The sequence below is a fragment of the Enterobacter sp. MGH 38 genome, from assembly GCF_000492855.1.
Lineage (GTDB): Bacteria > Pseudomonadota > Gammaproteobacteria > Enterobacterales > Enterobacteriaceae > Enterobacter > Enterobacter hormaechei_C.
Genome location: NZ_KI535608.1, coordinates 2,438,083 through 2,463,688 on the forward strand (window position 1 = coordinate 2,438,083; position 25,606 = coordinate 2,463,688).

Sequence of the window (25,606 nt, forward strand, 5' to 3'; positions counted from 1 at the left end):
TGTCGCTATTAAGCAACACCTTAATGGAAACCTGTCCTGCCATAGATAAATCAACAATTTATATGTCTCTTATTGGAGACACTCAATCCAGAGGATTGTCGCAATTTTGCGACAGGTACAAAAAAGCCCGGTGGCGCTCGCGCTTACCGGGCCTACAGTCAGGGCGTTGAAACTTAACCCAGTTGTTTACGCGCGTTGCGGAAAATGCGCATCCACGGGCTGTCCTCGCCCCAGTTTTCCGGGTGCCAGGAGTTGCTCACGGTGCGGAAGACACGCTCCGGGTGCGGCATCATGATGGTCACCCGACCGCTTTCGCTGGTGACCGCGGTAATGCCATTTGCCGAACCGTTCGGGTTAGCCGGATAGGTTTCGGTGACCTTGCCGAAGTTATCAACAAAGCGCAGCGCTACCAGTCCTTTGCTTTCAAGCTGAGCCAGGTGCGCCGCATCACGCATTTCAACCTGACCTTCGCCGTGCGAAACCGCGATTGGCATCTGCGAACCCACCATTCCCTGCAACAGCAGAGACGGGCTTTGGGTTACTTCTACCAGGCTGAAGCGCGCTTCGAAGCGGTCAGACTGGTTACGCACAAAGCGCGGCCAGGCTTCGCTGCCCGGGATCAACTCGCGCAGGTTAGACATCATCTGACAGCCGTTACACACACCCAGCGCCAGCGTCTGCGGACGATGGAAGAAGGTTTCGAACTCGTCACGCACGCGGCTGTTGAACAGAATAGACTTCGCCCAGCCTTCGCCCGCGCCCAGCACGTCACCGTAGGAGAACCCTCCGCAGGCAACCAGCGCCTGGAAATCATCCAGCCCGGTACGCCCGGCCAGCAGGTCGCTCATGTGGACGTCGATGGCATCAAAGCCCGCGCGGTGGAAGGCCGCAGCCATCTCAACGTGGGAGTTAACGCCCTGCTCGCGCAGCACCGCCACTTTCGGACGCGCACCGGTCGCAATGTACGGCGCGGCAATGTCTTCGTTTATGTCGAAGCTGAGCTTCACGTTCAGGCCAGGATCGTTGTCGTTCGCCTTCGCGTTGTGTTCCTGATCGGCGCATTCCGGGTTGTCACGCAGCCGCTGCATCTGCCAGGTGGTTTCCGCCCACCACATGCGCAGCGTGGTGCGGCTTTCGCTGAACACCGCGTGGCCGTCGGCTTCAATCACGAAACGGTCGCCCTGCACCGCTTTACCGAGATAGTGTACGCAGTCTGCCAGACCGTGCTGCGCCAGAATCGCTTCTACCGCGTCGCGATCTGCGGCGCGTACCTGAATGACCGCGCCAAGCTCTTCGTTAAACAGCGCCGCCAGGCGGTCTTCGCCAAGCGTAGCAATGTTTGCTTCAACGCCGCAGTGACCGGTGAAGGCCATCTCTGCCAGCGTCACCAGCAGGCCACCATCGGAACGGTCGTGGTAGGCCAGCAGCTTACGCTGCGCCACCAGCGCCTGAATTGCGTCGTAGAAGCCTTTCAGCTGGGCGACGTCGCGCACGTCGGCTGGCTTATCGCCGAGCTGGCGGTAAACCTGCGCCAGCGCGGTGGCGCCCAGGGCGTTATGGCCTATGCCGAGGTCAATCAACAGCAGGGCGTTATCTTCAGTGGAAAGCTGCGGCGTAACGGTATGACGTACGTCTTCCACGCGCGCAAACGCGGTGATCACCAGCGACAGCGGAGAGGTCATCTCGCGCTGCTCGTTACCTTCCTGCCAGCGGGTTTTCATCGACATGGAGTCTTTACCCACCGGAATGGTCAGGCCGAGCGCAGGACACAGCTCTTCGCCCACAGCTTTCACCGCTTCGTACAGGCCTGCATCTTCACCCGGGTGACCGGCGGCGGCCATCCAGTTCGCGGAGAGCTTGATGCGTTTAATGTCGCCAATCTGCGTCGCCGCGATGTTGGTCAGCGCTTCACCAACGGCCAGTCGCGCAGAGGCGGCGAAGTCCAGCAGCGCCACTGGGGTGCGTTCGCCTAGCGCCATCGCTTCGCCGTAGTAGCTGTCGAGGCTCGCGGTGGTCACGGCGCAGTTCGCCACCGGGATCTGCCACGGGCCAACCATCTGATCGCGGGATACCATACCGGTAACGGTACGGTCGCCAATGGTGACCAGGAAGGTTTTCTCAGCCACAGCAGGCAGGTGCAGCACGCGATTAACGGCTTCTGCCACGGTGATGCCCTGGCGATCCAGCGCTTTGCCCGCCGCTTTACGGGTTGTTACGTCCCGGGTCATCTTCGGCGTTTTACCGAGCAGCACGTCGAGCGGCAGATCGATAGGCTGGTTGTCGAAATGGGTGTCGCTCAGAGTCAGGTGCTGCTCTTCGGTTGCTTCACCGATGACGGCATACGGCGCGCGCTCGCGGCGGCACAGCTCGTCAAACAGCGGCAGCTGGTCGGCCGCAACCGCCAGCACGTAGCGCTCCTGGGATTCGTTACACCAGATTTCCAGCGGGCTCATGCCAGGCTCATCGCTCAGGATATCGCGCAGGTTGAAACGACCACCGCGGCCGCCGTCGCTCACCAGCTCCGGCATGGCGTTGGACAGACCGCCCGCTCCCACGTCGTGGATAAAGAGAATCGGGTTAGCATCGCCCAGCTGCCAGCAGCGGTCGATTACTTCCTGACAGCGACGCTCCATCTCAGGGTTGTCACGCTGCACGGACGCGAAGTCAAGATCCGCATCAGACTGACCGGAGGCCATCGAAGAGGCCGCACCGCCACCCAGACCGATATTCATCGCCGGGCCGCCGAGCACGATCAGCTTCGCGCCGACGACGATCTCGCCTTTTTGCACGTGATCGGCACGGATGTTGCCGATCCCGCCCGCCAGCATGATCGGTTTGTGGTAGCCGCGCAGCTCTTCGCCGTTGTGGCTGTCCACTTTCTCTTCATAGGTACGGAAGTAACCGTTCAGCGCCGGACGACCAAATTCGTTGTTAAACGCCGCGCCGCCCAGCGGGCCTTCGGTCATGATATCCAGCGCGGTCACGATGCGCTCTGGCTTGCCGAAATCTTCTTCCCACGGCTGTTCAAAGCCCGGGATACGCAGGTTGGAGACGGAGAAACCGACCAGACCCGCTTTTGGTTTCGCGCCGCGACCGGTCGCCCCTTCGTCACGGATTTCACCGCCGGAGCCGGTCGCCGCACCCGGCCATGGGGAGATCGCCGTCGGGTGGTTGTGGGTTTCCACTTTCATCAGGATATGCGCGGGCTCCTGATGGAAGTCATAGCGCCCTGCTTCGCGATCGGCGAAGAAGCGGCCCACCTCGGAACCTTCCATCACCGCGGCGTTGTCTTTATAGGCAGACAGCACGTGGTCAGGGGTTTGCTCCATGGTGTTTTTGATCATTTTGAACAGCGACTTCGGCTGCTGTTCGCCGTCGATAATCCAGTCGGCGTTGAAAATCTTGTGGCGGCAGTGCTCGGAGTTGGCCTGCGCGAACATATACAGTTCGATGTCGTTCGGGTTGCGATTCAGCTTAACGAATGCATCCTGAAGGTAGTCGATTTCATCCTCTGCGAGTGCCAGACCAAGACGCAGGTTTGCGTCGATCAGCGCCTGACGCCCCTGCCCCAGCAGATCCACGCTCTGTACCGGCGCAGGCTGATGGTGGGAGAACAGTTTCTGCGCATCATCCAGAGAGTCAAACACGCTCTCCATCATGCGGTCGTGCAGTTCAGCCGCAACCGCCTGCCACTGCGCGTCGCTCAGGGTAGAGGCTTCCACGTAGTACGCCACACCGCGCTCCAGACGGTTAATCTGGTTCAGGCCGCAGTTGTGAGCGATGTCTGTTGCTTTGGAAGACCAGGGGGAGATGGTGCCAGGGCGTGGCGTGGCGAGGATTAATTTGCCGGTCGGCGTATGGCTGCTCAGGCTTGGGCCATATTTAAGCAGACGTTCCAGCTGTACGCGCTCCTCTGCATTCAGGGGGGCATTCAGGTCAGCAAAATGGACATACTCAGCGTAAATATTGCTTACCGGAAGGTCGGCCGCCTGAAAACGTGCCAGCAGTTTGGTAATACGGAAGGCAGACAGTGCAGGCGAACCACGCAGAATTTCCATCATAAGTCTCTCGTCTTCGAAGCGCCGGGGCGCTTACAGTGTGCGCAAGGGGGGAAAACGGGCGTCATTATAGAGAATCCTGAGCGCCGACGAAACCGTTTGCGTCGAAATAAAATCAACCTTTATGTTTAACAATAGATGTGACCTGTCTCTCTAATTGGTTGCCAACTGGCGCTACTTTGCGCAAAATGCCGCTCAATCAATGGCAAACTCTACTCTTAACATGACTACAGCACACTGAGGCAACCGGCGTCGCAGAGAATTAACTAATTGAAAAAATTAAAGATTAATTATCTGCTCATCGGCATTGTTACGTTGCTGCTGGCAGTGGCCCTCTGGCCGTCTATCCCCTGGTTCGGCAAGGCCGAAAACCGTATCGCCGCCATTCAGGAGCGGGGGGAGTTGCGCGTCAGTACCCTCTCCTCCCCGCTTATTTACGACGATATCAACGGTAAAACCATCGGTCTTGATTACGAACTGGCACAGCTGTTTGCGGACTATCTGGGCGTGAAGCTGAAAGTTACCGTGCGGCAGAACATCAACCAGCTGTTTGATGATTTGGACCATGACCGTGCCGATATTCTCGCCGCAGGTCTGGTGTACAACAGCGAACGCAGCAAAAACTATCAGCCGGGCCCGACCTACTACTCCGTGTCGCAGCAGGTGGTTTATCGTGTGGGTAGCCTGCGCCCGCGCTCACTGGCCGACATCACCGACCAGCAATTGACCATTGCGCCAGGCCATGTGGTGATTGACGATCTGCGGGCGTTGAAAGAGAAAAAATACCCTAACCTCAGCTGGACGGTCGATCCTAAACTCGGCACGACCGAATTGCTGGAGCAGGTAAAAGATAAAAAGCTGGCCTATACCATTGCTGATTCGGTGGCGATCAGTCTTTTCCAGCGCGTTCATCCTGAAATCGCCGTGGCGCTGGATGTGACCGACGAACAGCCGGTGACCTGGTTTACCCAGCTGGACGACGATCAAACCGTCTCTGCGGCCATGCTCGATTTCTTTAATTCCATCAATGAAGACGGCACCCTGGCGCGTCTGGAAGAGAAATATCTCGGTCACGGGGACGATTTTGATTACGTTGACACCCGCACCTTCCTGCGCGCGGTGGACAGCGTGCTGCCGGACCTGCAACCGCTGTTTGAGAAGTACGCCCAGGAGATTGACTGGAAGCTGCTGGCGGCAATTTCCTACCAGGAATCGCACTGGGATGCTCAGGCCACCTCCCCCACGGGCGTGCGCGGGTTGATGATGCTCACCAAAAATACCGCCCAGAGCCTCGGCATCAGCGACCGGACCGATGCGGAACAGAGCATCAGCGGCGGCGCGCAGTATTTACAGGATATGATGGCGAAAGTGCCGGAGACGGTCCCGGAAGGGGAGCGGATCTGGTTTGCGCTAGCCGCCTATAACATGGGGTATGCGCATATGCTCGACGCGCGGGCGCTGACGGCGAAAACCAAAGGTAACCCGGACAGTTGGTCAGATGTAAAACAGCGCCTGCCGCTGCTTGGCCAGAAACAGCGGTACCAGAAGCTGACGTATGGCTATGCGCGCGGCCATGAAGCGTATGCCTACGTGGAAAATATTCGTAAGTATCAGATAAGCCTGGTGGGATATCTGCTGGAGAAAGAAAAAGAGGCGGCCGAGGCGCAACAGCTGGCTGAAAGCTATCCGGTGGTCGCACCGGAAGAGCTTAATCACCCTGTGGTTTCAATTCTGCCTTTTGTTGCTTTTTCTGCTGCCGACGCATTCGAAAAAAGTCACTTAACAGACCCGAACATTCTGGTGCAAGTACCCCGCCGATAGTTTTCACCTGGTGGTTCATCCCCGGATGCCCAAGTACGTCCATCAGTGAACCAGCAGCGCCCGTCTTTTCATCCCGCGCGCCAAACACCAGCGTACCGATTCGGCTGTGCACCATCGCCCCGGAGCACATTACGCACGGCTCAAGGGTGACATACAGGGTGGTATCAAGCAGACGATAGTTTTGCAGCACCAGTCCGCCCTGACGCAGCGCCATAATTTCAGCATGCGCGGTAGGATCGTGACGGCCAATCGGACGGTTCCACCCTTCCCCAATCACCTGATTGTTATGGACCAGTACCGCGCCCACGGGCACTTCGCCCTCTTCCCAGGCGCGCTGAGCCAGCGCCAGCGCATGGCGCATCCAGTATTCATGATTGTGTTCAGGGTTGGACAAGGGCTGATACTCCAGTCGAAAAGCGGGCGGCATTATACACAGCCGGTACAGATAAGACTATTCGAGTTGCTGAAGTTCGCCCAGAGGCGTGACGCGCCAGCGGTGCTGGCAAAAATAGAGCAGCGGGTTGTCCTGCTTGCTGTCGCTGTAGCCGCTGTACAGACGCAGCGGCGTACCGATGCGTTTCTCCAGCTGCACCACTTTTTCATGTCCGAGGCAGCGCAGGGTGAGCACCCAGCCGCCGTAGCCGCGCGCGATCTGAGTGGCGATAAGATTTACGCGCGGCAGCCAGGGCGTATCAAAATAGACTTGCTCCACCAGCGTCTGCGGGGAGCCAGTAATCAGCCAGATATCGGCATCATTGGCGTCGAGATAGCTGGTCAGGCGCGCCTGTACCACGGGAAACGCGGCGACGTGCCCGCGAAACCAGTGCGCAAAATCCTGTTCGAGCTGCTTGAGGCGCGCTTCGCTATGACCAAACGTGCATCCCCAGAGCAGCAGGCTCATCGGCCAGCGCGCTGCACGGCCTTTCACCAGCAGCGCGATGCCAATAACGGGTAACAGGGGTAATACCAGCAACGCGTTAAGGGGCTGGCGCCGTAGCAGGTAGCGCATAAAGGTGCCGAACATATCCTGCTGATGCAGCGTTCCATCCAGATCAAAAAAGACAACGCGACGCTCGTGACTGGCCAAACCTTACTCCTCTGGGTCGTTGAATCCTAACAGCCAGGTAAACAGGAACCCGGCGATCACCGCTACCAGATAGCCTAACAGATAGAGCATCACTTTTCCGGTCACGATGGTTAATGCCAGCGGTAACCCGGAGATCCCGAAGGTAATGACGGTCGCCACTTTCCAGTAGCTGATTAACGCCCCGCCCACCGCCCCACCGAGACAGGCGGCCAGGAACGGCTTACCCAGCGGCAAGGTCACGCCGAAAATCAGCGGCTCGCCGATACCGAGCAACCCGACCGGCAGCGCCCCTTTAATGACCTTTTTTAAACGCGCGTTGCGGGTTTTCATCAGCACCGCGATGGCCGCGCCGACCTGCCCAACGCCAGCCATCGACAGGATCGGCAGCAGGGCGTTATAGCCGTGCGCCTGTACCAGTTCGACGTGAATCGGCACCAGCCCCTGATGCAGACCGGTCAGCACTAACGGCAGGAAGGTCCCGGACAGCACGGCCCCCACCAGCAGCCCGCCGCGATCGATCGCCAGAGACGCGCCGTGGGCGATGGCTTCAGAGATCGCGCCGCCTAACGGTTGCAGCGCCACAATCGCCACGCTCCCGGTAATCAATGTGGTCAGCAGCGGGTTGAGGATCAGTTCAATCGAGCCTGGCAGCAACTCGCGTAGCTTTTTCTCAATCCAGCACATCAGAATGACCACCAGCAGCACGGCAATCACCCCACCGCGGCCAGGCTGAAGCGCCTCGCCAAACAGCGTAATCTGCGCCAGCTGCGGGCTGGAGAGGATACCCGCCATTACGCCGCCCATCGCCAGCGAGCCGCCGAACACTTTGGCCGTGTTCACCCCCACCAGAATATTCATGATGGCAAACACCGCGCTGCCGAAAATCGCCAGAATACCCAGCAGGTTCGGATACTGGGTGGCGAAATTCCCGACAATATCCGGACGCTTGAGGATATTGATAATCCCGGTGATCAGCCCCGACGCGATAAACGCCGGGATAAGAGGAATAAAGACGTTTGCCAGCTGGCGCAGCGCATCGCTCATGGGGGCTTTGTATTTGGCTTTCGCCTGCGCTTTGGTGCGTTCCGCGTCGTCAAAGGCGGGAGCCGTTTCACCGCCCGTCATCAGGGCGCGCATGGCATCAACCACCTGCGCCGCTTTGCCCGGACCGACAATCAGCTGGTGCTGTTGCCCCTGTTTAACGTACCCGCTCACGCCGGGGAGCTGCTTCAGGCGCGTTAAATCAAGCTTTTCGTCGTTGTACACCTCGACGCGTACACGCGTCATGCAGTTTTCCAGACGCTGAATATTTTTTTCCCCACCGATCCCAAGCAGGATGTCGCTGGCGAGCGCTGCTGTTTTGTCCATAAACGCCTCTTATTGATGTTCTAATGCCGCCCGTAAAAACCCGTGATGGGCTTCAAGCCTGGCTCTGGCCGCGGCTGCATCCAGCCCGGTTAATATCATCAGAATGGCGGGTTTTACATCGTGATCGGTCTGCTGAAGCACCTTTTCCGCCTCTTCACGACTGGCGCCTGTCGCTTCCATCACCATGCGGCAGGCTCTGTCCACCAGCTTGACGTTGGTGGCCTGCATATCCACCATCAGGTTTTGGTAGACCTTGCCAAATTTCACCATCGCGCCGGTGGAGATCATATTGAGCACCAGCTTCTGTGCGGTTCCGGATTTCAGGCGCGTGGAGCCGGTGAGCGCTTCCGGCCCGACGACCGGAGAGATGGCAATGGCGGCCACCTGCGCAATCGGCGAACCCGGGTTACAGGAGATGGCCACCGTGGTACATCCCGTCTGTCTGGCGTATTCCAGCCCACCAATGACGTACGGCGTACGACCAGAAGCCGCCAGCCCGACGACCAGATCCTGCGCGGTCAGGTTCAGCGCCCTGAGATCGTCCTCCCCAAGCTGTTTATTATCTTCTGCCCCTTCCACCGCTTTCAGCAGCGCGCCGGGGCCACCGGCAATCAGGCCAACGACCAGACCGTGCGGAACGCCAAACGTCGGGGGACATTCTGAGGCATCCAGCACACCGAGGCGCCCACTGGTACCCGCCCCCATATAAATAATGCGTCCTCCTGCTTTCAGAGCGTCGGCAGCGGCGTCTACGGCTTTCGCCACCTCGGGCAATGTCTCTTTGACTGCCAGCGCGACGAGGGTATCCTGTTGATTAAAGCGGTTTACCAGCTCCAGCGTGGACAGTGCATCAAGATCCATGGTTTGCGGGTTACGCGTTTCAGAAACAAGAGAGCCTAGATTCATGTTATTTACCTCTGGAATTTTTAATTCATAATAAACGCACTATAATGGAATATAAAATTCATTCAGGCGAGCATAATTCGTATTTGCGCGGGTAATCACATTTTCGCCAGGAGACCGTATGAACTGTTTAATTCGTATTCGCCAGCGCTACGCAGGGTTTGCCCAGAGTGACAAAAAGCTGGCGGATTATTTACTTTCCCAGCCCGATCGCGCGCGACACCTCAGCTCCCAGCAGCTGGCAGGCGAAGCCGGGGTGAGCCAGTCGAGCGTGGTGAAATTTGCCCAAAAGATAGGCTATAAAGGCTTTCCGGCGCTAAAACTGGCGATCAGTGAAGCACTGGTAAGCAACCCTAATCCGCAGTCAATGCCGGTGCATAACCAGATCCGCGGCGACGATCCGATGCGTCTGGTCGGCGAAAAGCTGATCAAAGAGAACGTGGCGGCAATGCATGCCACGCTGGATGTGAACACGGAAGAGAAGCTGCTGGAAAGCGTAGCCATGCTTCGCGACGCGCGGCGTATTGTATTGACCGGGATCGGTGCGTCCGGACTGGTTGCGCGTAACTTTGGCTGGAAGCTGACAAAAATCGGCTATAACGCCATCGTTGAACAGGATATGCACGCGCTGCTGGCGACCGTGCAGGCCATGGATCCTGACGATTTACTGCTGGCCATCTCCTATTCCGGCGAGCGCCGTGAAATTAATATGGCTACCGACGAAGCCCTGCGCGTAGGAGGAAAAATTCTGGCCATTACTGGCTTCAGCCCGAATGCGCTCCAGCAGCGGGCCACCCGCTGTCTGTATACCATCGCCGAGGAACAGGCCACTCGCAGCGCGGCGATTTCGTCGACAAGTGCGCAGATGATGCTAACGGACCTGCTGTTTATGGCGCTGGTTCAGCAGGATCTGGAGCGTGCGCCAGAGCGTATTCGTCACAGCGAAGAGCTGGTAAAAAAACTGGTTTGAACAACGAATGAGCGTATAATGCCCGCCCTGTTTGTGATGTTTCTGAGAATTTCCTGATGGCGCTGTTAATCACCAAAAAATGCATCAACTGCGATATGTGCGAACCCGAATGCCCGAACGAGGCGATTTCGATGGGCGACAGCATTTATGAGATTAACAGCGACCGCTGCACCGAGTGCATTGGCCACTATGAGACGCCGACCTGCCAGAAGGTGTGCCCCATTCCCAATACGATCTTAAAAGATCCGGCACATGTCGAGAACGAAGAACAGCTGTGGGATAAGTTTGTCCTGATGCACCATGCGGACAAAATTTAACCTTCGATAATCACCGTCGCACAGGCGTAGTGGCGTTCATCTGCAAGCGTTACGTGCATGTGCGCCACGCCCAGCTTTTCCGCCAGCTTAAGCGCCTCGCCCCATAAACGCAGACGTGGCTTACCCAGCTCATCGTTAAACACTTCAAACTGGTTAAACGCCAGGCCGTTACGAATGCCCGTGCCGAACGCTTTCGCCGCCGCCTCTTTTACCGCGAAACGCTTTGCCAGAAAGCGCACCGGCTGCTGATGCGCCTCCCAGATAGCCCATTCGTTATCGCTCAGCACGCGTCTTGCGAGGCGATCGCCGCTCCGGGCGATCACCGCTTCAATGCGGGCTATTTCAACGATGTCGGTGCCTAAGCCCAGAATAGCCATTACTGACGCGCTTCCAGCATCAGGCGCTTCATCTCGGAAACCGCTTCTTTCAGGCCGCTCATCACCGCACGGCCAATGATAGCGTGGCCGATGTTCAGCTCGTGCATTTCCGGCAGGGCAGCGATGGCTTTTACGTTGTGATAGGTCAGGCCGTGACCGGCGTTAACCTTCAGTCCCAGGCTCGCGGCGTAGGTTGCCGCTTTGGCGATCCGCTCCAGCTCTTTCGCCTGCGCTGCGTCGTTTTCAGCATCGGCATAGCAGCCGGTGTGAATTTCAATATACGGCGCGCCCACGTCGGCAGCGGCTTTAATCTGGGTGAAATCGGCGTCGATAAACAGTGAAACCAGGATACCGGCATCCGCCAGGCGTTTGCAGGCATCGCGCATTTTGTCGAGCTGCCCGGCCACATCCAGACCGCCTTCGGTGGTCACTTCCTGTCGTTTTTCCGGCACCAGGCAGCAGAAATGCGGCTTCGTATCGCAGGCAATCGTCAGCATCTCTTCCGTTACTGCCATCTCCAGATTCATGCGGGTATCCAGCGTCTGGCGCAGGATACGCACGTCGCGATCGGTGATGTGGCGACGGTCTTCACGCAGATGGACGGTAATGCCGTCCGCCCCAGCCTGCTCGGCGATAAACGCCGCCTGAACCGGATCCGGATACGCCGTGCCGCGCGCGTTGCGCAGGGTGGCAATGTGATCGATGTTGACGCCTAACAGTAATTCAGCCATGACAATCCTCGGTATTTTTGTTCATTTACCTTCTCCCTCTCCCTCCGGGAGAGGGCTGGGGTGAGGGGTAAAACATTAGCGTTTCGGCATAAACTGCCTGAATAATTCGCGGCTCTTTAAAGGTTTGCCCCCAAGATACGGCTTGAGCGCAATTCGGGTAAAGCGTTTTGCCGCACGCAGGGTGTCGGCGTCCGGGAACTCGCGTTCATACAGTGCTCTGAGCTGGCGCCCGGTAAAGGTGCTGTTATCGACGACGACACTGGCAATAAAGCCCTTTTCCTCACGATAGCGATAGGTCATGGTATCTTCTACCTCGTCCCCACTCCCCGCGCAGTGCAGAAAATCAACACCGTATCCAAGGTGACCGAGCAGCGCCAGCTCGAAACGACGCAGCACAGGCTCAGGAGTGCCGGTTGCGCCAGCGAGCGACTGGATACAGTGCAGGTAATCAAAGAAAAGTTCAGAGAAGCGGGTCTCATGTTCAAGCACCCGTGAGATGAGTTCGTTGACGTACAAACCGCTGTAGAGCGTGATACCAGAAAGAGGAAGCGCGAGGGAAACGGCTTCAGCACTGCGCAGGGTTTTGACTTCCCCTCGCCCGCCAAAGCGGACCAGCAGTGGGGTGAAAGGCTGCAAGGCACCTTTGAGATTAGAACGTCTGGAACGTGCGCCTTTGGCAACAAGGCGCACGCGACCGGACTCTTCCGTGAAGACGTCCAGCATCAGGCTGGTTTCGCTCCAGGGACGACTATGCAGGACAAAGGCGCGCTGCCATCCATCCATATGCTCGTCGTCTTAGGTTACTGATCTTCGCCGTAACCGAGGCTGCGCAGCGCACGCTCATCATCGGCCCAGCCAGATTTCACTTTCACCCACAGTTCCAGGTGAACCGGTGCTTCAAACATGTCCTGCATGTCTTTACGGGCTTCGATTCCGATAGTTTTGATCTTGGCACCTTTATTACCGATCACCATCTTCTTCTGCCCTTCACGCTCAACGAGGATCAGACCGTTAATATCGTAACCGCCGCGCTCGTTGCTCTGGAAACGCTCGATCTCCACCGTCACAGAGTACGGCAGTTCAGCGCCCAGGAAACGCATCAGCTTCTCACGGATGATTTCAGACGCCATAAAACGCTGAGAGCGATCGGTGATGTAGTCCTCAGGGAAGTGATGAGTCGCTTCCGGCAGATGCTTGCGCACGATGCCCGCGATGGTATCAACGTTCAGACCCGTCTCCGCAGACAGCGGGACGATGTCCAGGAAGTTCATCTGGCTGCCCAGCCATTGCAGGTGCGGCAGCAGATCGGCTTTTTCCTGCACATTGTCCACTTTATTGACCGCAAGGATCACCGGCGTTTTGCCGTCGCGCAGCTTGTTCAGGACCATTTCGTCGTCCGGCGTCCAGCGGGTGCCTTCCACAACGAAAATCACCAGCTCTACGTCGCCAATGGAGCTGCTCGCCGCCTTGTTCATCAGACGGTTGATGGCGCGCTTCTCTTCCATGTGCAGGCCCGGGGTATCGACGTAAATCGCCTGATACGCGCCTTCAGTATGGATACCGACGATGCGGTGACGCGTGGTCTGCGCCTTACGCGAGGTGATAGAAATCTTCTGCCCAAGCAGATTATTCAGCAGGGTGGATTTGCCAACGTTCGGACGTCCGACGATGGCAATAAATCCGCAATAGGTTTTGTCGATGCTCATTCCAGCTCCAGCATTTTTAACGCCTGTTCGGCGGCAGCCTGTTCAGCCTTACGACGGCTTGAACCCGTGCCGACCACCGGTTCACTCAGGCCACTGACCTGGCAATGGATGGTAAATTCCTGATCGTGCGCTTCGCCACGTACCTGCACCACCAGATAGGATGGCAGCGGCAGATGACGACCCTGCAAATATTCTTGCAGACGCGTTTTAGGATCTTTTTGTTTATCGCCCGGGCTGATTTCGTCCAGGCGGGTCTGATACCAGTTCAGGATCAGCTTTTCTACGGTCTGTATATCGCTGTCCAGGAACACGCCACCGATCAATGCCTCGACCGTATCGGCAAGGATGGATTCACGACGGAAACCACCACTTTTCAGCTCACCTGGCCCCAGACGCAGACATTCACCCAGCTCAAACTCGCGTGCGATTTCAGCGAGGGTATTGCCGCGCACCAGCGTGGCGCGCATGCGGCTCATATCACCTTCGTCCACACGCGGAAAACGATGATAAAGCGCATTTGCAATCACGAAACTTAAAATAGAGTCGCCTAAAAACTCGAGACGCTCATTATGTTTGCTGCTGGCACTGCGATGGGTTAATGCCTGTTGCAACAACTCCTGATGATGAAAAGTGTAGCCCAGCTTCCGTTGAAGCCGATTAATTACGATGGGGTTCATGCGATACCAATAAATGAATGCGTCAAAAATGCAGCACACGAAACCGACCTGAGAAAACCAACGCGGTTTCGTGTGCCGTGGCACCTTTGCAGGGCCAACCTTAAACTTCGGGGGAATATTCTATACACAACGACAGGGGATGTCGTTAGTTCAAAGAGATTTATCGCTGAAATAATTCACGTAGCGGCGAATAAAAGCCGCTACGTGTTATTTTTGACGAAAATTAATGAATTCCGCCAATACGATTCAGGCGAACGCCGGTCGGCCACTCGCCTTCCTGCTTCTCAAAACTCATCCAGATAGCGGTTGCTTTACCGACCAGATTCGCTTCCGGCACAAAGCCCCAGTAACGGCTGTCCGCAGAGTTATCGCGGTTGTCACCCATCATGAAGTAATGTCCCGGCGGCACAATCCAGGTCGCCAGCTGTTGGCCTGGCTGCTGGTAGTACATTGCCAGTTGATCCTGTGCGATTGGCACGGTCAGAATGCGGTGAGTGACATCGCCCAGCGTCTCTTTCCGTTCAACCAGACGAATACCGTTCTCTTTGGTTTCACCTTTTGGCACCTGGAAGAATCCGCTGGTCGCTTCACCGCCGTTACGGCGGGCAAAGGTCTGCACAAAATCACTTGGCTCAACGTTGGAGTAAGTGACTGGCAGCGCATTTTCACATGCAGTTCCAGAGCTACAGCCTGGCTGAATGGTCACCTCTTTCGCCACCGGATCGTAGGTCACTTTATCGCCCGGCAGACCTACCGCGCGTTTAATATAATCCAGCCGTGGATCTTCCGGATATTTAAACACCACGATGTCGCCACGTTTCGGATGACCCGTTTCGATCAGCGTTTTCTGGTAGATCGGATCTTTGATGCCATAGGCAAACTTCTCAACCAGAATGAAATCACCGATCAGCAGCGTTGGCATCATCGATCCTGACGGGATCTGGAACGGTTCATAGATAAAAGAACGCACCACCAGCACAATCGCCAGCACCGGGAATACCGATGCCCCTGTTTCCAGCCAGCCCGGTTTTGGGCCGACTTTTTTCAGGGTTTTCGCGTCCAGCGCATCGCCCGTGGCTGCCTGCGCGGCAGCCTGACGTTCACGGCGTTTTGGGGCGAAGATAAACTTATCCAGGCACCACAACAGACCTGTCACCAGGGTAGCGATGACCAGGATCAGGGCAAACATGTTCGCCATGCCAACTCCTTAAGGTTATTTACCGTTACCGTCTTTACCAACATGAAGGATGGCAAGGAATGCTTCCTGCGGCAGCTCAACGTTACCGACCTGCTTCATACGCTTCTTACCTTCTTTCTGCTTCTGCAACAGCTTTTTCTTACGGCTGACGTCGCCGCCATAGCACTTAGCCAGAACGTTTTTACGCAGCTGCTTCACGGTTGAACGGGCAATGATGTGGTTACCAATGGCCGCCTGAATCGCAATGTCAAACTGCTGACGCGGGATGAGATCTTTCATCTTCTCAACCAGCTCACGACCACGGTACGGTGCGTTATCGTTGTGGGTGATCAGCGCCAGGGCATCAACACGCTCGCCGTTGATCAGTACATCCACGCGAACCATGTTCGAGGCCTGGAAGCGTTTGAAGTTGTAGTCCAGCGACGCATAGCCACGGGAGGTAGACTTCAGACGGTCGAAGAAGTCGAGCACTACTTCCGCCATCGGAATTTCATAGGTCAGCGCCACCTGGTTACCGTGGTAAACCATGTTGGTCTGCACGCCACGCTTCTCAATACACAGGGTGATCACGTTGCCGAGGAACTCCTGCGGCAGCAGCATGTGACACTCTGCGATAGGCTCGCGCAGTTCCTGAATATTATTCAGCGGCGGGAGCTTGGACGGGCTGTCGACGTAGATCACCTCTTTCGACGTGGTTTCTACTTCGTAGACAACCGTCGGGGCGGTGGTGATCAGATCCAGATCGTATTCACGCTCCAGACGTTCCTGAATGATCTCCATGTGCAGCAGACCGAGGAAGCCACAGCGGAAGCCGAAGCCCAGCGCCGTTGAGCTTTCTGGCTCGTAGAACAGGGAGGCATCGTTGAGGCTCAGCTTTCCGAGCGCATCGCGGAAGTTTTCGTAATCGTCAGAGCTGACCGGGAACAGACCCGCATAAACCTGCGGTTTCACCTTTTTGAAGCCTGGCAGCGCTTTATCTGCCGGGTTACGTGCACCGGTCAGGGTATCACCCACCGGCGCGCCGAGGATGTCTTTAATGGCACAGACCAGCCAGCCCACTTCGCCGCATTTCAGCTCGGTACGGTCAACCTGTTTTGGCGTGAAGATGCCCAGACGGTCAGCGTTGTAGACCTGGCCGGTGCTCATGACCTTGATTTTGTCGCCTTTACGCATGGTGCCGTTTTTAATACGCACCAGCGAAACAACGCCGAGGTAGTTATCAAACCAGGAGTCGATGATCAGCGCCTGTAGCGGCGCATCCGGGTCACCTTCCGGCGGCGGAATATCACGCACCAGACGTTCCAGTACATCCGGAACACCGACGCCGGTTTTCGCCGAGCAGCGCACTGCATCGGTCGCATCAATACCGACGATGTCTTCAATCTCTTCCGCTACGCGCTCAGGATCGGCGGCTGGCAGGTCGATTTTATTCAGAACCGGCACCACTTCGAGATCCATTTCCATGGCGGTGTAGCAGTTTGCCAGCGTCTGGGCCTCTACGCCCTGTCCGGCATCCACCACCAGCAGCGCGCCTTCGCAGGCCGCCAGCGAGCGTGACACTTCATAAGAGAAGTCAACGTGCCCTGGGGTGTCGATAAAGTTCAGCTGATAGGTTTCACCATCGGAAGCTTTATAGTCGAGCGTCACGCTCTGCGCTTTGATGGTAATACCGCGTTCGCGTTCCAGGTCCATGGAGTCCAGAACCTGGGCTGCCATTTCACGATCAGACAGGCCACCGCAAATCTGGATAATACGGTCAGACAGCGTCGACTTACCGTGGTCAATGTGAGCAATGATCGAAAAGTTACGTATGTTCTTCATATAGTTAAATAATTATGCCTTACGAATTCCTGGAGGCCGCTGTTCTTAGCCTGACGTTTTTCAGTGCGAAAACGCAGCATTCTACACTACATCCTCGTCAGCTGGAACTGCACTTAGAGCCAGGTATAGCGCGAAGAGACGGCGTTTTCTTTATTGCGATGTAAATAATAATAAAGCCCGGCAGATCACCGGGCCTCAGAAGAGAGCGTCTCAACACGAAGTTGGTCGGGTGCCAGTGCAACGCTGAGGATAACGGGCTGCCACGCTTCCCGGGCGGCAAGCCTTGGGGAAACGCCTTTAGCAAGCCAGAACCCGCCCACGCCGCCCAACGCGGCCCCGCACATGGCGGCCAAATCTGTGCCGAACAGCATCTGGAAAACCCCGCCCATCACGAACAGGCCTGCGAGCGGAGAAAGGTAAACCAGCATGGCGGAAGTGAGCAGGCTACCTTCAGCGATGCCGAGCTCCACTTTTTGCCCTGCCACCAGCGGCTGAGCGCTCGGCACAGTAATAGTGTGCGACGTTTGCGGCCCCAGCTTATTCAACACGCGGCTGCCGCAACCGGCTCGCGAAGCGCAACTGCTGCATGATGCTTTAACGTCACAGCTAACAAGCGCTACGCCATCATGCCAGGATACGACCGTGGCCCACTCTTTAATCATTGCGCAGCCCTGAATTTAATGCTGTCTGAAATACGTTTTGCCGTTGGCGGCGGTAATTCACCGACAATGGTAATTTCCGCATTATCGCGCACCGTCGTGCTGACCGTCCGGCGACCGGTACGGAGCATCTGTTCGGAACTGTTCGCCGTAGCGCGATTAATATTCACCGAGAAGCTAAACAGCCCATCGGAATAGAGTCGCGACTCAACCGGAGTTTCGATAGTGGGCAGCTGGCGACGACTGCTGGAAACTTCGCTGAACCCTTGCGGGATCCAGGATGGTACCCAGTTAAAATTGACAGAATCGCCGGCAGGCACGGAAAGCAAAGGCGGCAGGCTGGCTTTGGCCAGATTCTGCATGCTGTTGCCGACCTGACTGTTTACGTCAAAGGAGATCACACGGAACTGCTCCAGCGTTTCACCGTCGCGATCGAGCAGATCAACGCGCATCGGCAGCTTCGTCTCTGCGTCAATCCAGACGATATAGCTGTAACGCGTCCCATCCCGCGCAACAACGCGGATCACTTCGCACAGCCTGTCGGCAATACGCGTTCGCCCCACCGAGATAAAATCATAGTAGGGGGCGAGACGTTTAAAATCGGTGTAAATGAGCGACGGCAGGGAGTCAACGATGTAGTCACCATTGAGCGTAAACGGCTCAAGGCCAGGCTCGAAATAGCTGATTTCGTTCCCACGCTGGACCACTTCCCGACGCGGGCCATCCATCTGTAAAAGCTGGGCGAGCGGCTGGTTATCAAGGCGGGCGTGGCGATAGCGTAACGATTCGACACCCTGCTTATTGATGCTGATAAATGCCAACTCGTAATTGAGTGACTGGCTGGCCAGATTCATTTGCTGCAACAACGCCCCGGATGAAACATCAGCCGAGGCGTTAGCAGAGAAGAACAGGCTACCCGCCATCAAAGACATGGCGAACCAAAGTTGCTTCATTACTGCGATTGCGTTCCTAAAGTTTGGTTTCCTGGCACCTGCACAGCAGCCTGCTGGGTTTGGGCCTGCTCAAACTGAAGCTGCTCGGAGTGCAGACGGCGCTGCAACTCGTAATCCTGCAACATCGCATTAATGCGACGGCGCTGCTCCTGTACCTGCTGTTGCTGTCCGCCGCTTGCGGAGGCATCTGCCGGTACGCCCAGGCTAACCGGGCTGGCTTTACCCATCATCGGCAGCGTATTAAACACTGGCGCTTCAGGTTGCTGATTGGCTTCAGACTGAGTGTTATAGTGCTGGACCCCAACGATAACTGCAAGCGATACGCACGCAGCGACCCCCATCTGGGTGAGCTGGCTGGCCCATGGACGCACCTTGTGCCAGAACGGCATTTTCTGCCACTGGTGAGGTGCAGGCTGCGCTTCAGGAATCAGCGGCGTGGTCTGATGAACAGGTTCGTTCTCAATGGCCGCCATAACGCGTGCTGAGATATCGAAATGGAGAACCTCACTGGTATCACCGCGCAGCGTGTCGCGGATAAGATGATAGCTCTCCCAGGTCTGTTGCATTTCGGGAGAATGAGACAACTCATCGAGCAGCTCATTATCCAGCGTTTCACCATCCATTAAAGCGGAAAGTTTTTCTTTCTGCATGCCTAATACCTTTTCCAGTATCCCGCTATCGTCAACGCCTGATAAGCGGTTGAACTTTATTATCAATGGCTTCTCGCGCACGGAAAATTCGTGAACGAACCGTGCCGACCGGACAATCCATGATGGCGGCTATCTCTTCATAGCTTAGGCCATCCAGCTCCCGTAACGTAATTGCCATGCGTAAATCTTCCGGGAGCGACTCGATCGTGCGAAAAACGATTTGTCTCAGTTCTTCTGACAACATTAAGTTCTCAGGGTTCGAAATTTCTTTCAGCGCGCCGCCACTTTCGAAGTTTTCTGCGTCGATAGCGTCAACATCACTTGAAGGCGGACGCCGGCCCTGAGCAACCAAATAATTCTTAGCCGTATTGACTGCAATACGATACAGCCAGGTATAAAAAGCACTATCCCCCCGGAATGAATCCAGCGCGCGATAGGCCTTAATAAAAGACTCTTGTACAACATCAGGAACATCGCCTGACGGTACATAGCGGGAAACCAGACTCGCTACCTTATGCTGGTAGCGCACCACCAGTAGGTTAAAAGCTTTCTGATCTCCCTTCTGGACCCGTTCAACCAGGACCTGGTCCGTTAACTGCTCGCTCATCCGAGGTAATGTCTCCCCAAACCAAATTCCACGCGTTATCGAAACGCCACTCTAACAACATTGCACTTTGAGCAAGCACCGAATTAGAGTGACTGTTCTTCAATAAGTTCCGTAACGCTTTTGTTTTTGTTCATCGCGCCGCAGACCATTCATTTTCTCTCATTATAAGTCTGTTCACGATACGCACCCGCTTTCTGACAAGAATCATTAACTTTATCGTCAGAAGAGTAACGCAACACAGGCTTTATTTCACCACAAAATCTGAAGCTAACGATCTGCTTCGCAAAATATTTCCGGCCATTTAGCGCAGATTTAACCTCCGGGATTCCGTTTAGTCATTGCAACACATCTCAAAAAAAACGTGCGATATCTCGCATCGCAATGCTATTCTCCCCACACCATGTTTAGTAAATTAAACAAACATCATGAACACGACGCCTGAACTTCATTGTGATGTACTGATCATTGGCAGCGGTGCTGCCGGCCTCTCCCTCGCACTGCGCCTGGCGGAACATCAGAACGTAATCGTGCTGAGTAAAGGGCCGATGAGCGAAGGTTCCACCTTCTATGCACAAGGCGGTATTGCCGCGGTGTTTGATGAAACGGATAGCATTGCCTCGCACGTAGAAGACACCCTGATTGCCGGTGCCGGGATCGTGGATGAGCATGCCGCAGAGTTTGTCGCCAGCAATGCCCGCCACTGCGTGCAATGGCTTATCGATCAGGGCGTGCTGTTTGATACGCAGGTTCAGCCTAATGGTGAAGAGAGCTATCACCTGACCCGTGAAGGCGGGCACAGCCACCGCCGTATTCTGCACGCTGCTGATGCAACGGGAAAAGCGGTTGAAACCACGCTGGTCAGCAAAGCCCTCAGCCATCCCAATATTCGGGTACTGGAGCGCAGCAACGCCGTCGACCTGATTATTTCCGATAAAATTGGCCTGCCCGGCACGCGCCGTGTTGTCGGCGCATGGGTGTGGAATCGGAATAAAGAGAAGGTGGAAACCTGCCAGGCAAAAGCCGTTGTGCTGGCCACCGGCGGCGCCTCCAAGGTTTACCAGTACACGACTAACCCGGATATCGCCTCCGGAGACGGTATCGCCATGGCCTGGCGCGCAGGTTGCCGCGTGGCGAATCTGGAGTTTAACCAGTTCCATCCTACCGCCCTGTTCCATCCGCAGGCGCGTAACTTCCTGTTAACTGAAGCGTTGCGTGGCGAAGGCGCGTATCTGAAGCGTCCGGACGGTTCCAGGTTTATGCCGGACTTCGACCCCCGAGGTGAACTGGCACCGCGGGATATCGTGGCCCGCGCCATTGACCACGAGATGAAGCGGCTTGGCGTGGACTGTATGTATCTGGACATTAGCCATAAACCGGCAGACTTTATTCGCCAGCACTTCCCGATGATTTATGAAAAGCTGCTGAGTCTGGGTATTGATCTAACCCGCGATCCGGTGCCGATTGTACCTGCCGCCCACTATACCTGTGGCGGGGTGATGGTTGACGATCATGGTCGTACCGACGTGGATGGTTTGTATGCGATCGGCGAGGTCAGCTATACCGGCCTGCATGGTGCGAATCGCATGGCCTCAAACTCGCTGCTGGAGTGTCTGGTGTATGGGTGGTCGGCTGCGGAAGATATTACCAAACGCATGCCCTATGCACGTCCGACAACACACTTGCCGGCATGGGATGAAAGTCGGGTAGAAAACCCGGACGAACTGGTGGTTATCCAGCATAACTGGCACGAGCTGCGGCTTTTCATGTGGGATTATGTCGGGATTGTACGCACAACGAAGCGTCTGGAACGCGCGTTACGCCGCATCATGATGTTGCAGCAGGAAATTGATGAATATTACGCCAACTTCCGCGTTTCCAATAATCTGCTGGAGCTGCGCAACCTTGTGCAGGTTGCCGAGCTGATTGTGCGCTGTGCAATGATGCGCAAAGAGAGCCGTGGCCTGCATTATACGCTGGACTATCCCGAACCGCTTGAAACGTCCGGGCCGTCGGTGTTGACGCCGCAGGTTCACATAAAAAGATAAAAGGCCTGGGTCAGAGCTGTGTAATCTTCGGAATAACGCTGGTCTGGCCCACGAATGACCATCCTGTCGATAAAGCACTCGCCCTCTTTCGGCGAGAGTGCCAGCAACACGCGGTGCGGTAAGCGTCCTTCCGTATCCGAAATATCGGTACGAAGACGCAGATTCCAGCCGATCTCATGTGCGATCTCAATGAAGGTATTACCCGTGCTTTCAGGCAAGACCACGCAGAAAAATCCCTCTTCCGAGATGAGCTCCGCCGCACTGGTCAGTAGCGCCTTGTGATCGAGCGAGCCGGTGTAACGTGCCTGCTCGCGTTCCGGCGTGCCACATTCCACGCCTGGCGTGAAATACGGCGGATTGCTGACAATCAAATCGTAACGCGCGGTCTGCTCCGGCGCCCAGGTCAGGACATCGGCGCATTCTACCCTGATGCGTTCTGCCCACGGAGAGTCGGCAGCGTTTTCACTTGCCTGCCGGGCCGCCTGAGGATCAAGCTCAACGGCATCAATCGTGACGTGTTCTTCCGTTCGCTGCGCCAGCATCAGCGCCTGAAGTCCGCTGCCCGTACCAATATCCAGAATGCGTTTTACACCTGCGACAGGAGCCCATGCCCCCAGTAAAATACCGTCTGTACCGACTTTCATCGCACAACGATCGTGCGCCACAAAAAACTGTTTAAACGTAAAACCATCGCGGCGCAACTGCGCTTTGAGTTGAGACATGTCAGGGCAACCTTCTGAGTGAAACTGGAGTAGCATAGGGGAAAGCGAAGTGGTCGAAAAGCGATATCCATACAAACAGATGAAGATTACAGCCGTAACGTCTATAATCAGCGCCCCACACAGAGGTAGAACATGACTGTAACGACTTTTTCCGAACTTGAACTCGATGAAAGCCTGCTCAATGCCCTTGAGAGCAAAGGCTTTACACGCCCGACCGCCATTCAGGCCGCGGCCATTCCGCCTGCGCTTGAGGGCCGCGATGTGCTCGGTTCTGCGCCAACCGGCACGGGGAAGACAGCAGCCTACTTGCTGCCTGTGTTGCAGCATTTGCTCGACTTTCCGCGTAAAAAATCAGGCCCGCCGCGCATTTTGATCCTGACCCCGACCCGTGAACTGGCGATGCAGGTTGCCGAACACGCGCGTGAGCTGGCGGCGAACACCCATCTGGATATCGCGACCATCACCGGCGGCGTAGCGTATATGAACCACGCCGAAGTGTTCAGCGAAAACCAGGATATCGTTGTCGCGACGACAGGCCGTCTGCTGCAATACATAAAAGAAGAGAACTTCGACTGCCGCGCAGTGGAAACGCTGATTCTCGATGAAGCTGACCGCATGCTGGACATGGGCTTTGCCCAGGACATCGAACACATCGCGGGTGAAACGCGCTGGCGTAACCAGACAATGCTGTTCTCGGCAACCCTTGAAGGGGATGCCATTAAAGATTTCGCCGAACGTCTGCTGGAAGATCCGGTGGAAGTGTCCGCTACGCCATCGACCCGTGAGCGTAAGAAGATCCACCAGTGGTACTACCGCGCAGATAACCTTGAGCATAAGGTTGAGTTGTTGAAACACCTGCTGAAGCAGGAAGAGGCAACCCGTACCATCGTATTCGTACGCAAACGTGAGCGCGTGCATGAACTGGCAGAAATGCTGCGCAATGCCGGTATCAACAACTGCTATCTCGAAGGTGAAATGGCGCAGGTTAAGCGTACCGAAGGGATTAAGCGCCTGACCGATGGCCGCGTGAATGTGCTGGTTGCCACCGACGTTGCCGCGCGCGGGATCGACATCCCGGACGTGAGCCACGTGATCAACTTTGATATGCCGCGCAGCGGTGATACTTACCTGCACCGTATTGGTCGTACCGGCCGTGCGGGCCGCAAAGGTATTGCTATCTCTCTGGTAGAAGCGCACGACCATTTGCTGCTACAGAAAATTGGCCGCTACGTTGAGGAGCCGCTGAAAGCTCGCGTGATTGACGGACTTCGTCCGACCACACGTGCGCCGAGTGAAAAAATGACGGGTAAACCGTCCAAGAAAGCGCTCGCGAAACGTGCTGAGAGAAAAGAGAAAGAAAAAGAGAAGCCGCGCGTTAAACAGCGCCACCGCGATACCAAAAATATTGGTAAGCGCCGTAAGCCAAGCTCTGCTGCGTCAGAGACAAAAACGGAAGAGTAAAAAAAAGCCGGGACATTCCCGGCTTTTTTATTCCACCCCCAAAGCTGAAACCTTACAGGCTTTCAGTAAAGGTACGTGCGATAACGTCGCGCTGCTGTTCCGGGGTCAGAGAGTTGAAACGCACCGCATAGCCAGACACACGGATGGTCAGCTGCGGGTATTTTTCCGGGTGCTCAACGGCATCCATCAGCGTTTCGCGACGCAGGACGTTAACGTTCAGGTGCTGACCACCTTCCACGCGTACTTCTGGCTGCACTTGCATTGGAATTTCACGGTATTCAATTTCGCCCAGTTTGCTCACCGGAACGATTTCGTCTTCCGCAAAACCTGCTTTCGCTACTACACAGCGCGCTTCGTTTTTCTCGCTGTCCAGCAGCCAGAAAGAGTTCAGCAGATCGTCATTTGCAGCTTTAGTAATCTGGATACCTGTAATCATGTGTTGCCTCCCTTAGGCTACATTAACTGATGCTGGCCTTTTGCGGCCAATTGGTAAAACCATTGTTTGTTGTGTGTATATATAACATTCAGTCCCGGGTGATTTATTGATTTAAATCAACAAAACCACCAACCACACAAAGAGTGTGGTCTGTATTTTTTGTTTTAGATCAATTTTAAAGGTTTACCAATTCAACTTATCCTGCCTGGTTTTCAACATAAATTGAGTCACTTAGCCTGCTTTTCCGCGGGTAATTTTGCTCATTGGTGTTTAACAGGTAAGCTAGACACAGAATGAGATTCGCAGGAGAGCGAGATGACAACACCTTTAACCTGGCATGACGTGCTGGCTGAAGAGAAGCAGCAGCCCTATTTTATAAATACCCTCAGTACCGTTGCGGCTGAACGGCAGGCCGGCCAGACAATTTATCCGCCGCAGAAAGATGTGTTTAACGCCTTCCGCTACACCGAACTGAGCGATGTAAAGGTGGTTATCCTGGGGCAGGATCCATACCACGGCCCCGGGCAGGCTCACGGACTGGCATTTTCCGTACGTCCGGGCGTGGCCATCCCCCCTTCTCTGTTGAATATGTATAAAGAGCTGGAAGGAACGATTCCGGGTTTCACCCGCCCTAATCACGGTTATCTGGAAAGCTGGGCGCGCCAGGGCGTGCTGTTGCTGAATACCGTATTAACTGTCCGGGCGGGTCAGGCACACTCCCACGCCAGTCTGGGATGGGAAACCTTTACCGATAAGGTTATCAGCCTGATCAATGAGCATCGTGAAGGCGTCGTGTTTTTACTCTGGGGTTCGCATGCCCAAAAGAAAGGGGCGATTATCGATCGTCAGCGTCATCACGTGCTGAAGGCGCCGCACCCGTCGCCGCTGTCTGCGCATCGTGGTTTCTTTGGCAGTAATCATTTTGTTCTGACGAATGAGTGGCTGGAAAAGCGTGGCGAAAAGCCGATTGACTGGATGCCTGTGTTACCGGCAGAGAGCGAGTAGGGTTTGAATGTGCCGGGTCAGGCCCGGCACATAA

At 55.8% G+C, this 25,606-nt stretch carries 24 protein-coding genes; 6 read left to right on the top strand and 18 right to left on the bottom strand.

The genetic code is table 11. From position 1 onward, the window contains the following. Nucleotides 1-173: 173 nt before the first annotated feature. Nucleotides 174-4,061, bottom strand: coding sequence for a phosphoribosylformylglycinamidine synthase (gene purL / locus L384_RS00180; protein ID WP_023325076.1), 3,888 nt, complete (start codon nt 4,059-4,061; stop codon nt 174-176). Nucleotides 4,062-4,328: 267 nt separating this feature from the next. Between purL and mltF the strand changes: the two genes are divergently transcribed. Continuing rightward, entirely contained in the window at nt 4,329-5,879 is a 1,551-nt protein-coding gene (mltF, locus tag L384_RS00175) for a membrane-bound lytic murein transglycosylase MltF (RefSeq protein ID WP_023325077.1), read from the top strand. Here the strand turns inward: mltF and tadA are convergent. Genes tadA through murQ form a run of 4 tightly spaced genes read right to left on the bottom strand, consistent with a single transcriptional unit; the run spans nt 5,767 to nt 9,240 of the window. Continuing rightward, nucleotides 5,767-6,306, bottom strand: coding sequence for a tRNA adenosine(34) deaminase TadA (tadA, locus tag L384_RS00170; protein WP_022651606.1), 540 nt, complete (start codon nt 6,304-6,306; stop codon nt 5,767-5,769). The genes mltF and tadA overlap by 113 nt on opposite strands. Before the next feature lie 24 nt (nt 6,307-6,330). Next, nucleotides 6,331-6,966 carry a phosphatidylglycerophosphatase C gene (yfhb, locus tag L384_RS00165; RefSeq protein ID WP_003860696.1) on the bottom strand — a complete coding sequence of 212 codons (636 nt, stop codon included), beginning with the start codon at nt 6,964-6,966 and terminating at the stop codon, nt 6,331-6,333. Between the two features lie 3 nt (nt 6,967-6,969). Continuing rightward, nucleotides 6,970-8,334, bottom strand: coding sequence for a PTS transporter subunit EIIC (locus L384_RS00160; protein WP_023325078.1), 1,365 nt, complete (start codon nt 8,332-8,334; stop codon nt 6,970-6,972). 9 nt (nt 8,335-8,343) lie between these two features. Further along, nucleotides 8,344-9,240 (bottom strand): N-acetylmuramic acid 6-phosphate etherase, encoded by an 897-nt coding sequence (murQ, locus tag L384_RS00155; RefSeq protein ID WP_003860700.1) that lies wholly within the window; start codon nt 9,238-9,240, stop codon nt 8,344-8,346. Between the two features lie 118 nt (nt 9,241-9,358). Here murQ and L384_RS00150 point away from each other — a divergent pair, with 118 nt between their 5' ends. Further along, nucleotides 9,359-10,207, top strand: coding sequence for a MurR/RpiR family transcriptional regulator (locus L384_RS00150; RefSeq protein WP_003860702.1), 849 nt, complete (start codon nt 9,359-9,361; stop codon nt 10,205-10,207). A 56-nt stretch (nt 10,208-10,263) separates the two neighbouring features. Continuing rightward, entirely contained in the window at nt 10,264-10,524 is a 261-nt protein-coding gene (locus L384_RS00145; protein ID WP_003860704.1) for a YfhL family 4Fe-4S dicluster ferredoxin, read from the top strand. On the opposite strand, the gene acpS is transcribed toward L384_RS00145, so the two are convergent. From acpS to rpoE, 11 genes are all read right to left on the bottom strand, one after another. After that, nucleotides 10,521-10,901, bottom strand: a complete 381-nt coding sequence (acpS, locus tag L384_RS00140; RefSeq protein ID WP_003860706.1) for a holo-ACP synthase — start codon at nt 10,899-10,901, stop codon at nt 10,521-10,523. The two genes, L384_RS00145 and acpS, sit on opposite strands and share 4 nt — an antisense overlap. After that, complete coding sequence (pdxJ, locus tag L384_RS00135; protein ID WP_003860707.1) at nt 10,901-11,632, bottom strand: pyridoxine 5'-phosphate synthase; 732 nt, start codon at nt 11,630-11,632, stop codon at nt 10,901-10,903. The genes acpS and pdxJ overlap by 1 nt, the downstream gene beginning before the upstream one ends. Before the next feature lie 75 nt (nt 11,633-11,707). After that, entirely contained in the window at nt 11,708-12,415 is a 708-nt protein-coding gene (gene recO, locus L384_RS00130) for a DNA repair protein RecO (protein WP_003860708.1), read from the bottom strand. Between the two features lie 17 nt (nt 12,416-12,432). Further along, nucleotides 12,433-13,338, bottom strand: a complete 906-nt coding sequence (gene era, locus L384_RS00125) for a GTPase Era (protein WP_003860709.1) — start codon at nt 13,336-13,338, stop codon at nt 12,433-12,435. Then, nucleotides 13,335-14,015 (bottom strand): ribonuclease III, encoded by a 681-nt coding sequence (gene rnc, locus L384_RS00120; RefSeq protein WP_003860711.1) that lies wholly within the window; start codon nt 14,013-14,015, stop codon nt 13,335-13,337. Before rnc ends, era begins: the two co-directional genes overlap by 4 nt. Before the next feature lie 223 nt (nt 14,016-14,238). After that, nucleotides 14,239-15,213 (bottom strand): signal peptidase I, encoded by a 975-nt coding sequence (lepB, locus tag L384_RS00115; protein ID WP_003860712.1) that lies wholly within the window; start codon nt 15,211-15,213, stop codon nt 14,239-14,241. 15 nt (nt 15,214-15,228) lie between these two features. After that, nucleotides 15,229-17,034 (bottom strand): translation elongation factor 4, encoded by a 1,806-nt coding sequence (gene lepA / locus L384_RS00110; RefSeq protein ID WP_003860714.1) that lies wholly within the window; start codon nt 17,032-17,034, stop codon nt 15,229-15,231. Between the two features lie 185 nt (nt 17,035-17,219). Continuing rightward, nucleotides 17,220-17,696 (bottom strand): SoxR-reducing system protein RseC, encoded by a 477-nt coding sequence (gene rseC, locus L384_RS00105; protein WP_023325079.1) that lies wholly within the window; start codon nt 17,694-17,696, stop codon nt 17,220-17,222. Continuing rightward, nucleotides 17,693-18,646 (bottom strand): sigma-E factor regulatory protein RseB, encoded by a 954-nt coding sequence (gene rseB, locus L384_RS00100; RefSeq protein WP_003860717.1) that lies wholly within the window; start codon nt 18,644-18,646, stop codon nt 17,693-17,695. The genes rseC and rseB overlap by 4 nt, the downstream gene beginning before the upstream one ends. Then, the gene (gene rseA / locus L384_RS00095) at nt 18,646-19,296 is read right to left on the bottom strand and encodes an anti-sigma-E factor RseA (protein ID WP_003860719.1); all 651 of its coding nucleotides are present in this window, start codon (nt 19,294-19,296) and stop codon (nt 18,646-18,648) included. Before rseA ends, rseB begins: the two co-directional genes overlap by 1 nt. 31 nt (nt 19,297-19,327) lie before the next feature. Continuing rightward, on the bottom strand, nt 19,328-19,903 hold the full coding sequence (gene rpoE, locus L384_RS00090; RefSeq protein ID WP_006176728.1) for an RNA polymerase sigma factor RpoE: 576 nt from the start codon (nt 19,901-19,903) through the stop codon (nt 19,328-19,330). Between the two features lie 425 nt (nt 19,904-20,328). Here rpoE and nadB point away from each other — a divergent pair, with 425 nt between their 5' ends. Next, nucleotides 20,329-21,948 carry an L-aspartate oxidase gene (nadB, locus tag L384_RS00085; protein WP_022651669.1) on the top strand — a complete coding sequence of 540 codons (1,620 nt, stop codon included), beginning with the start codon at nt 20,329-20,331 and terminating at the stop codon, nt 21,946-21,948. Here the strand turns inward: nadB and L384_RS00080 are convergent. Continuing rightward, nucleotides 21,933-22,670, bottom strand: a complete 738-nt coding sequence (locus L384_RS00080) for a tRNA(1)(Val) (adenine(37)-N(6))-methyltransferase TrmN (RefSeq protein ID WP_003860724.1) — start codon at nt 22,668-22,670, stop codon at nt 21,933-21,935. The two genes, nadB and L384_RS00080, sit on opposite strands and share 16 nt — an antisense overlap. Before the next feature lie 132 nt (nt 22,671-22,802). Between L384_RS00080 and srmB the strand changes: the two genes are divergently transcribed. Then, nucleotides 22,803-24,131, top strand: a complete 1,329-nt coding sequence (gene srmB, locus L384_RS00075; RefSeq protein WP_003860725.1) for an ATP-dependent RNA helicase SrmB — start codon at nt 22,803-22,805, stop codon at nt 24,129-24,131. 52 nt (nt 24,132-24,183) lie between these two features. Here the strand turns inward: srmB and grcA are convergent, their stop codons facing one another. Then, nucleotides 24,184-24,567 carry an autonomous glycyl radical cofactor GrcA gene (gene grcA / locus L384_RS00070; protein ID WP_003860727.1) on the bottom strand — a complete coding sequence of 128 codons (384 nt, stop codon included), beginning with the start codon at nt 24,565-24,567 and terminating at the stop codon, nt 24,184-24,186. A gap of 315 nt (nt 24,568-24,882) precedes the next feature. Here grcA and ung point away from each other — a divergent pair, with 315 nt between their 5' ends. After that, entirely contained in the window at nt 24,883-25,572 is a 690-nt protein-coding gene (ung, locus tag L384_RS00065; protein WP_003860729.1) for a uracil-DNA glycosylase, read from the top strand. Nucleotides 25,573-25,606: the final 34 nt, after the last annotated feature.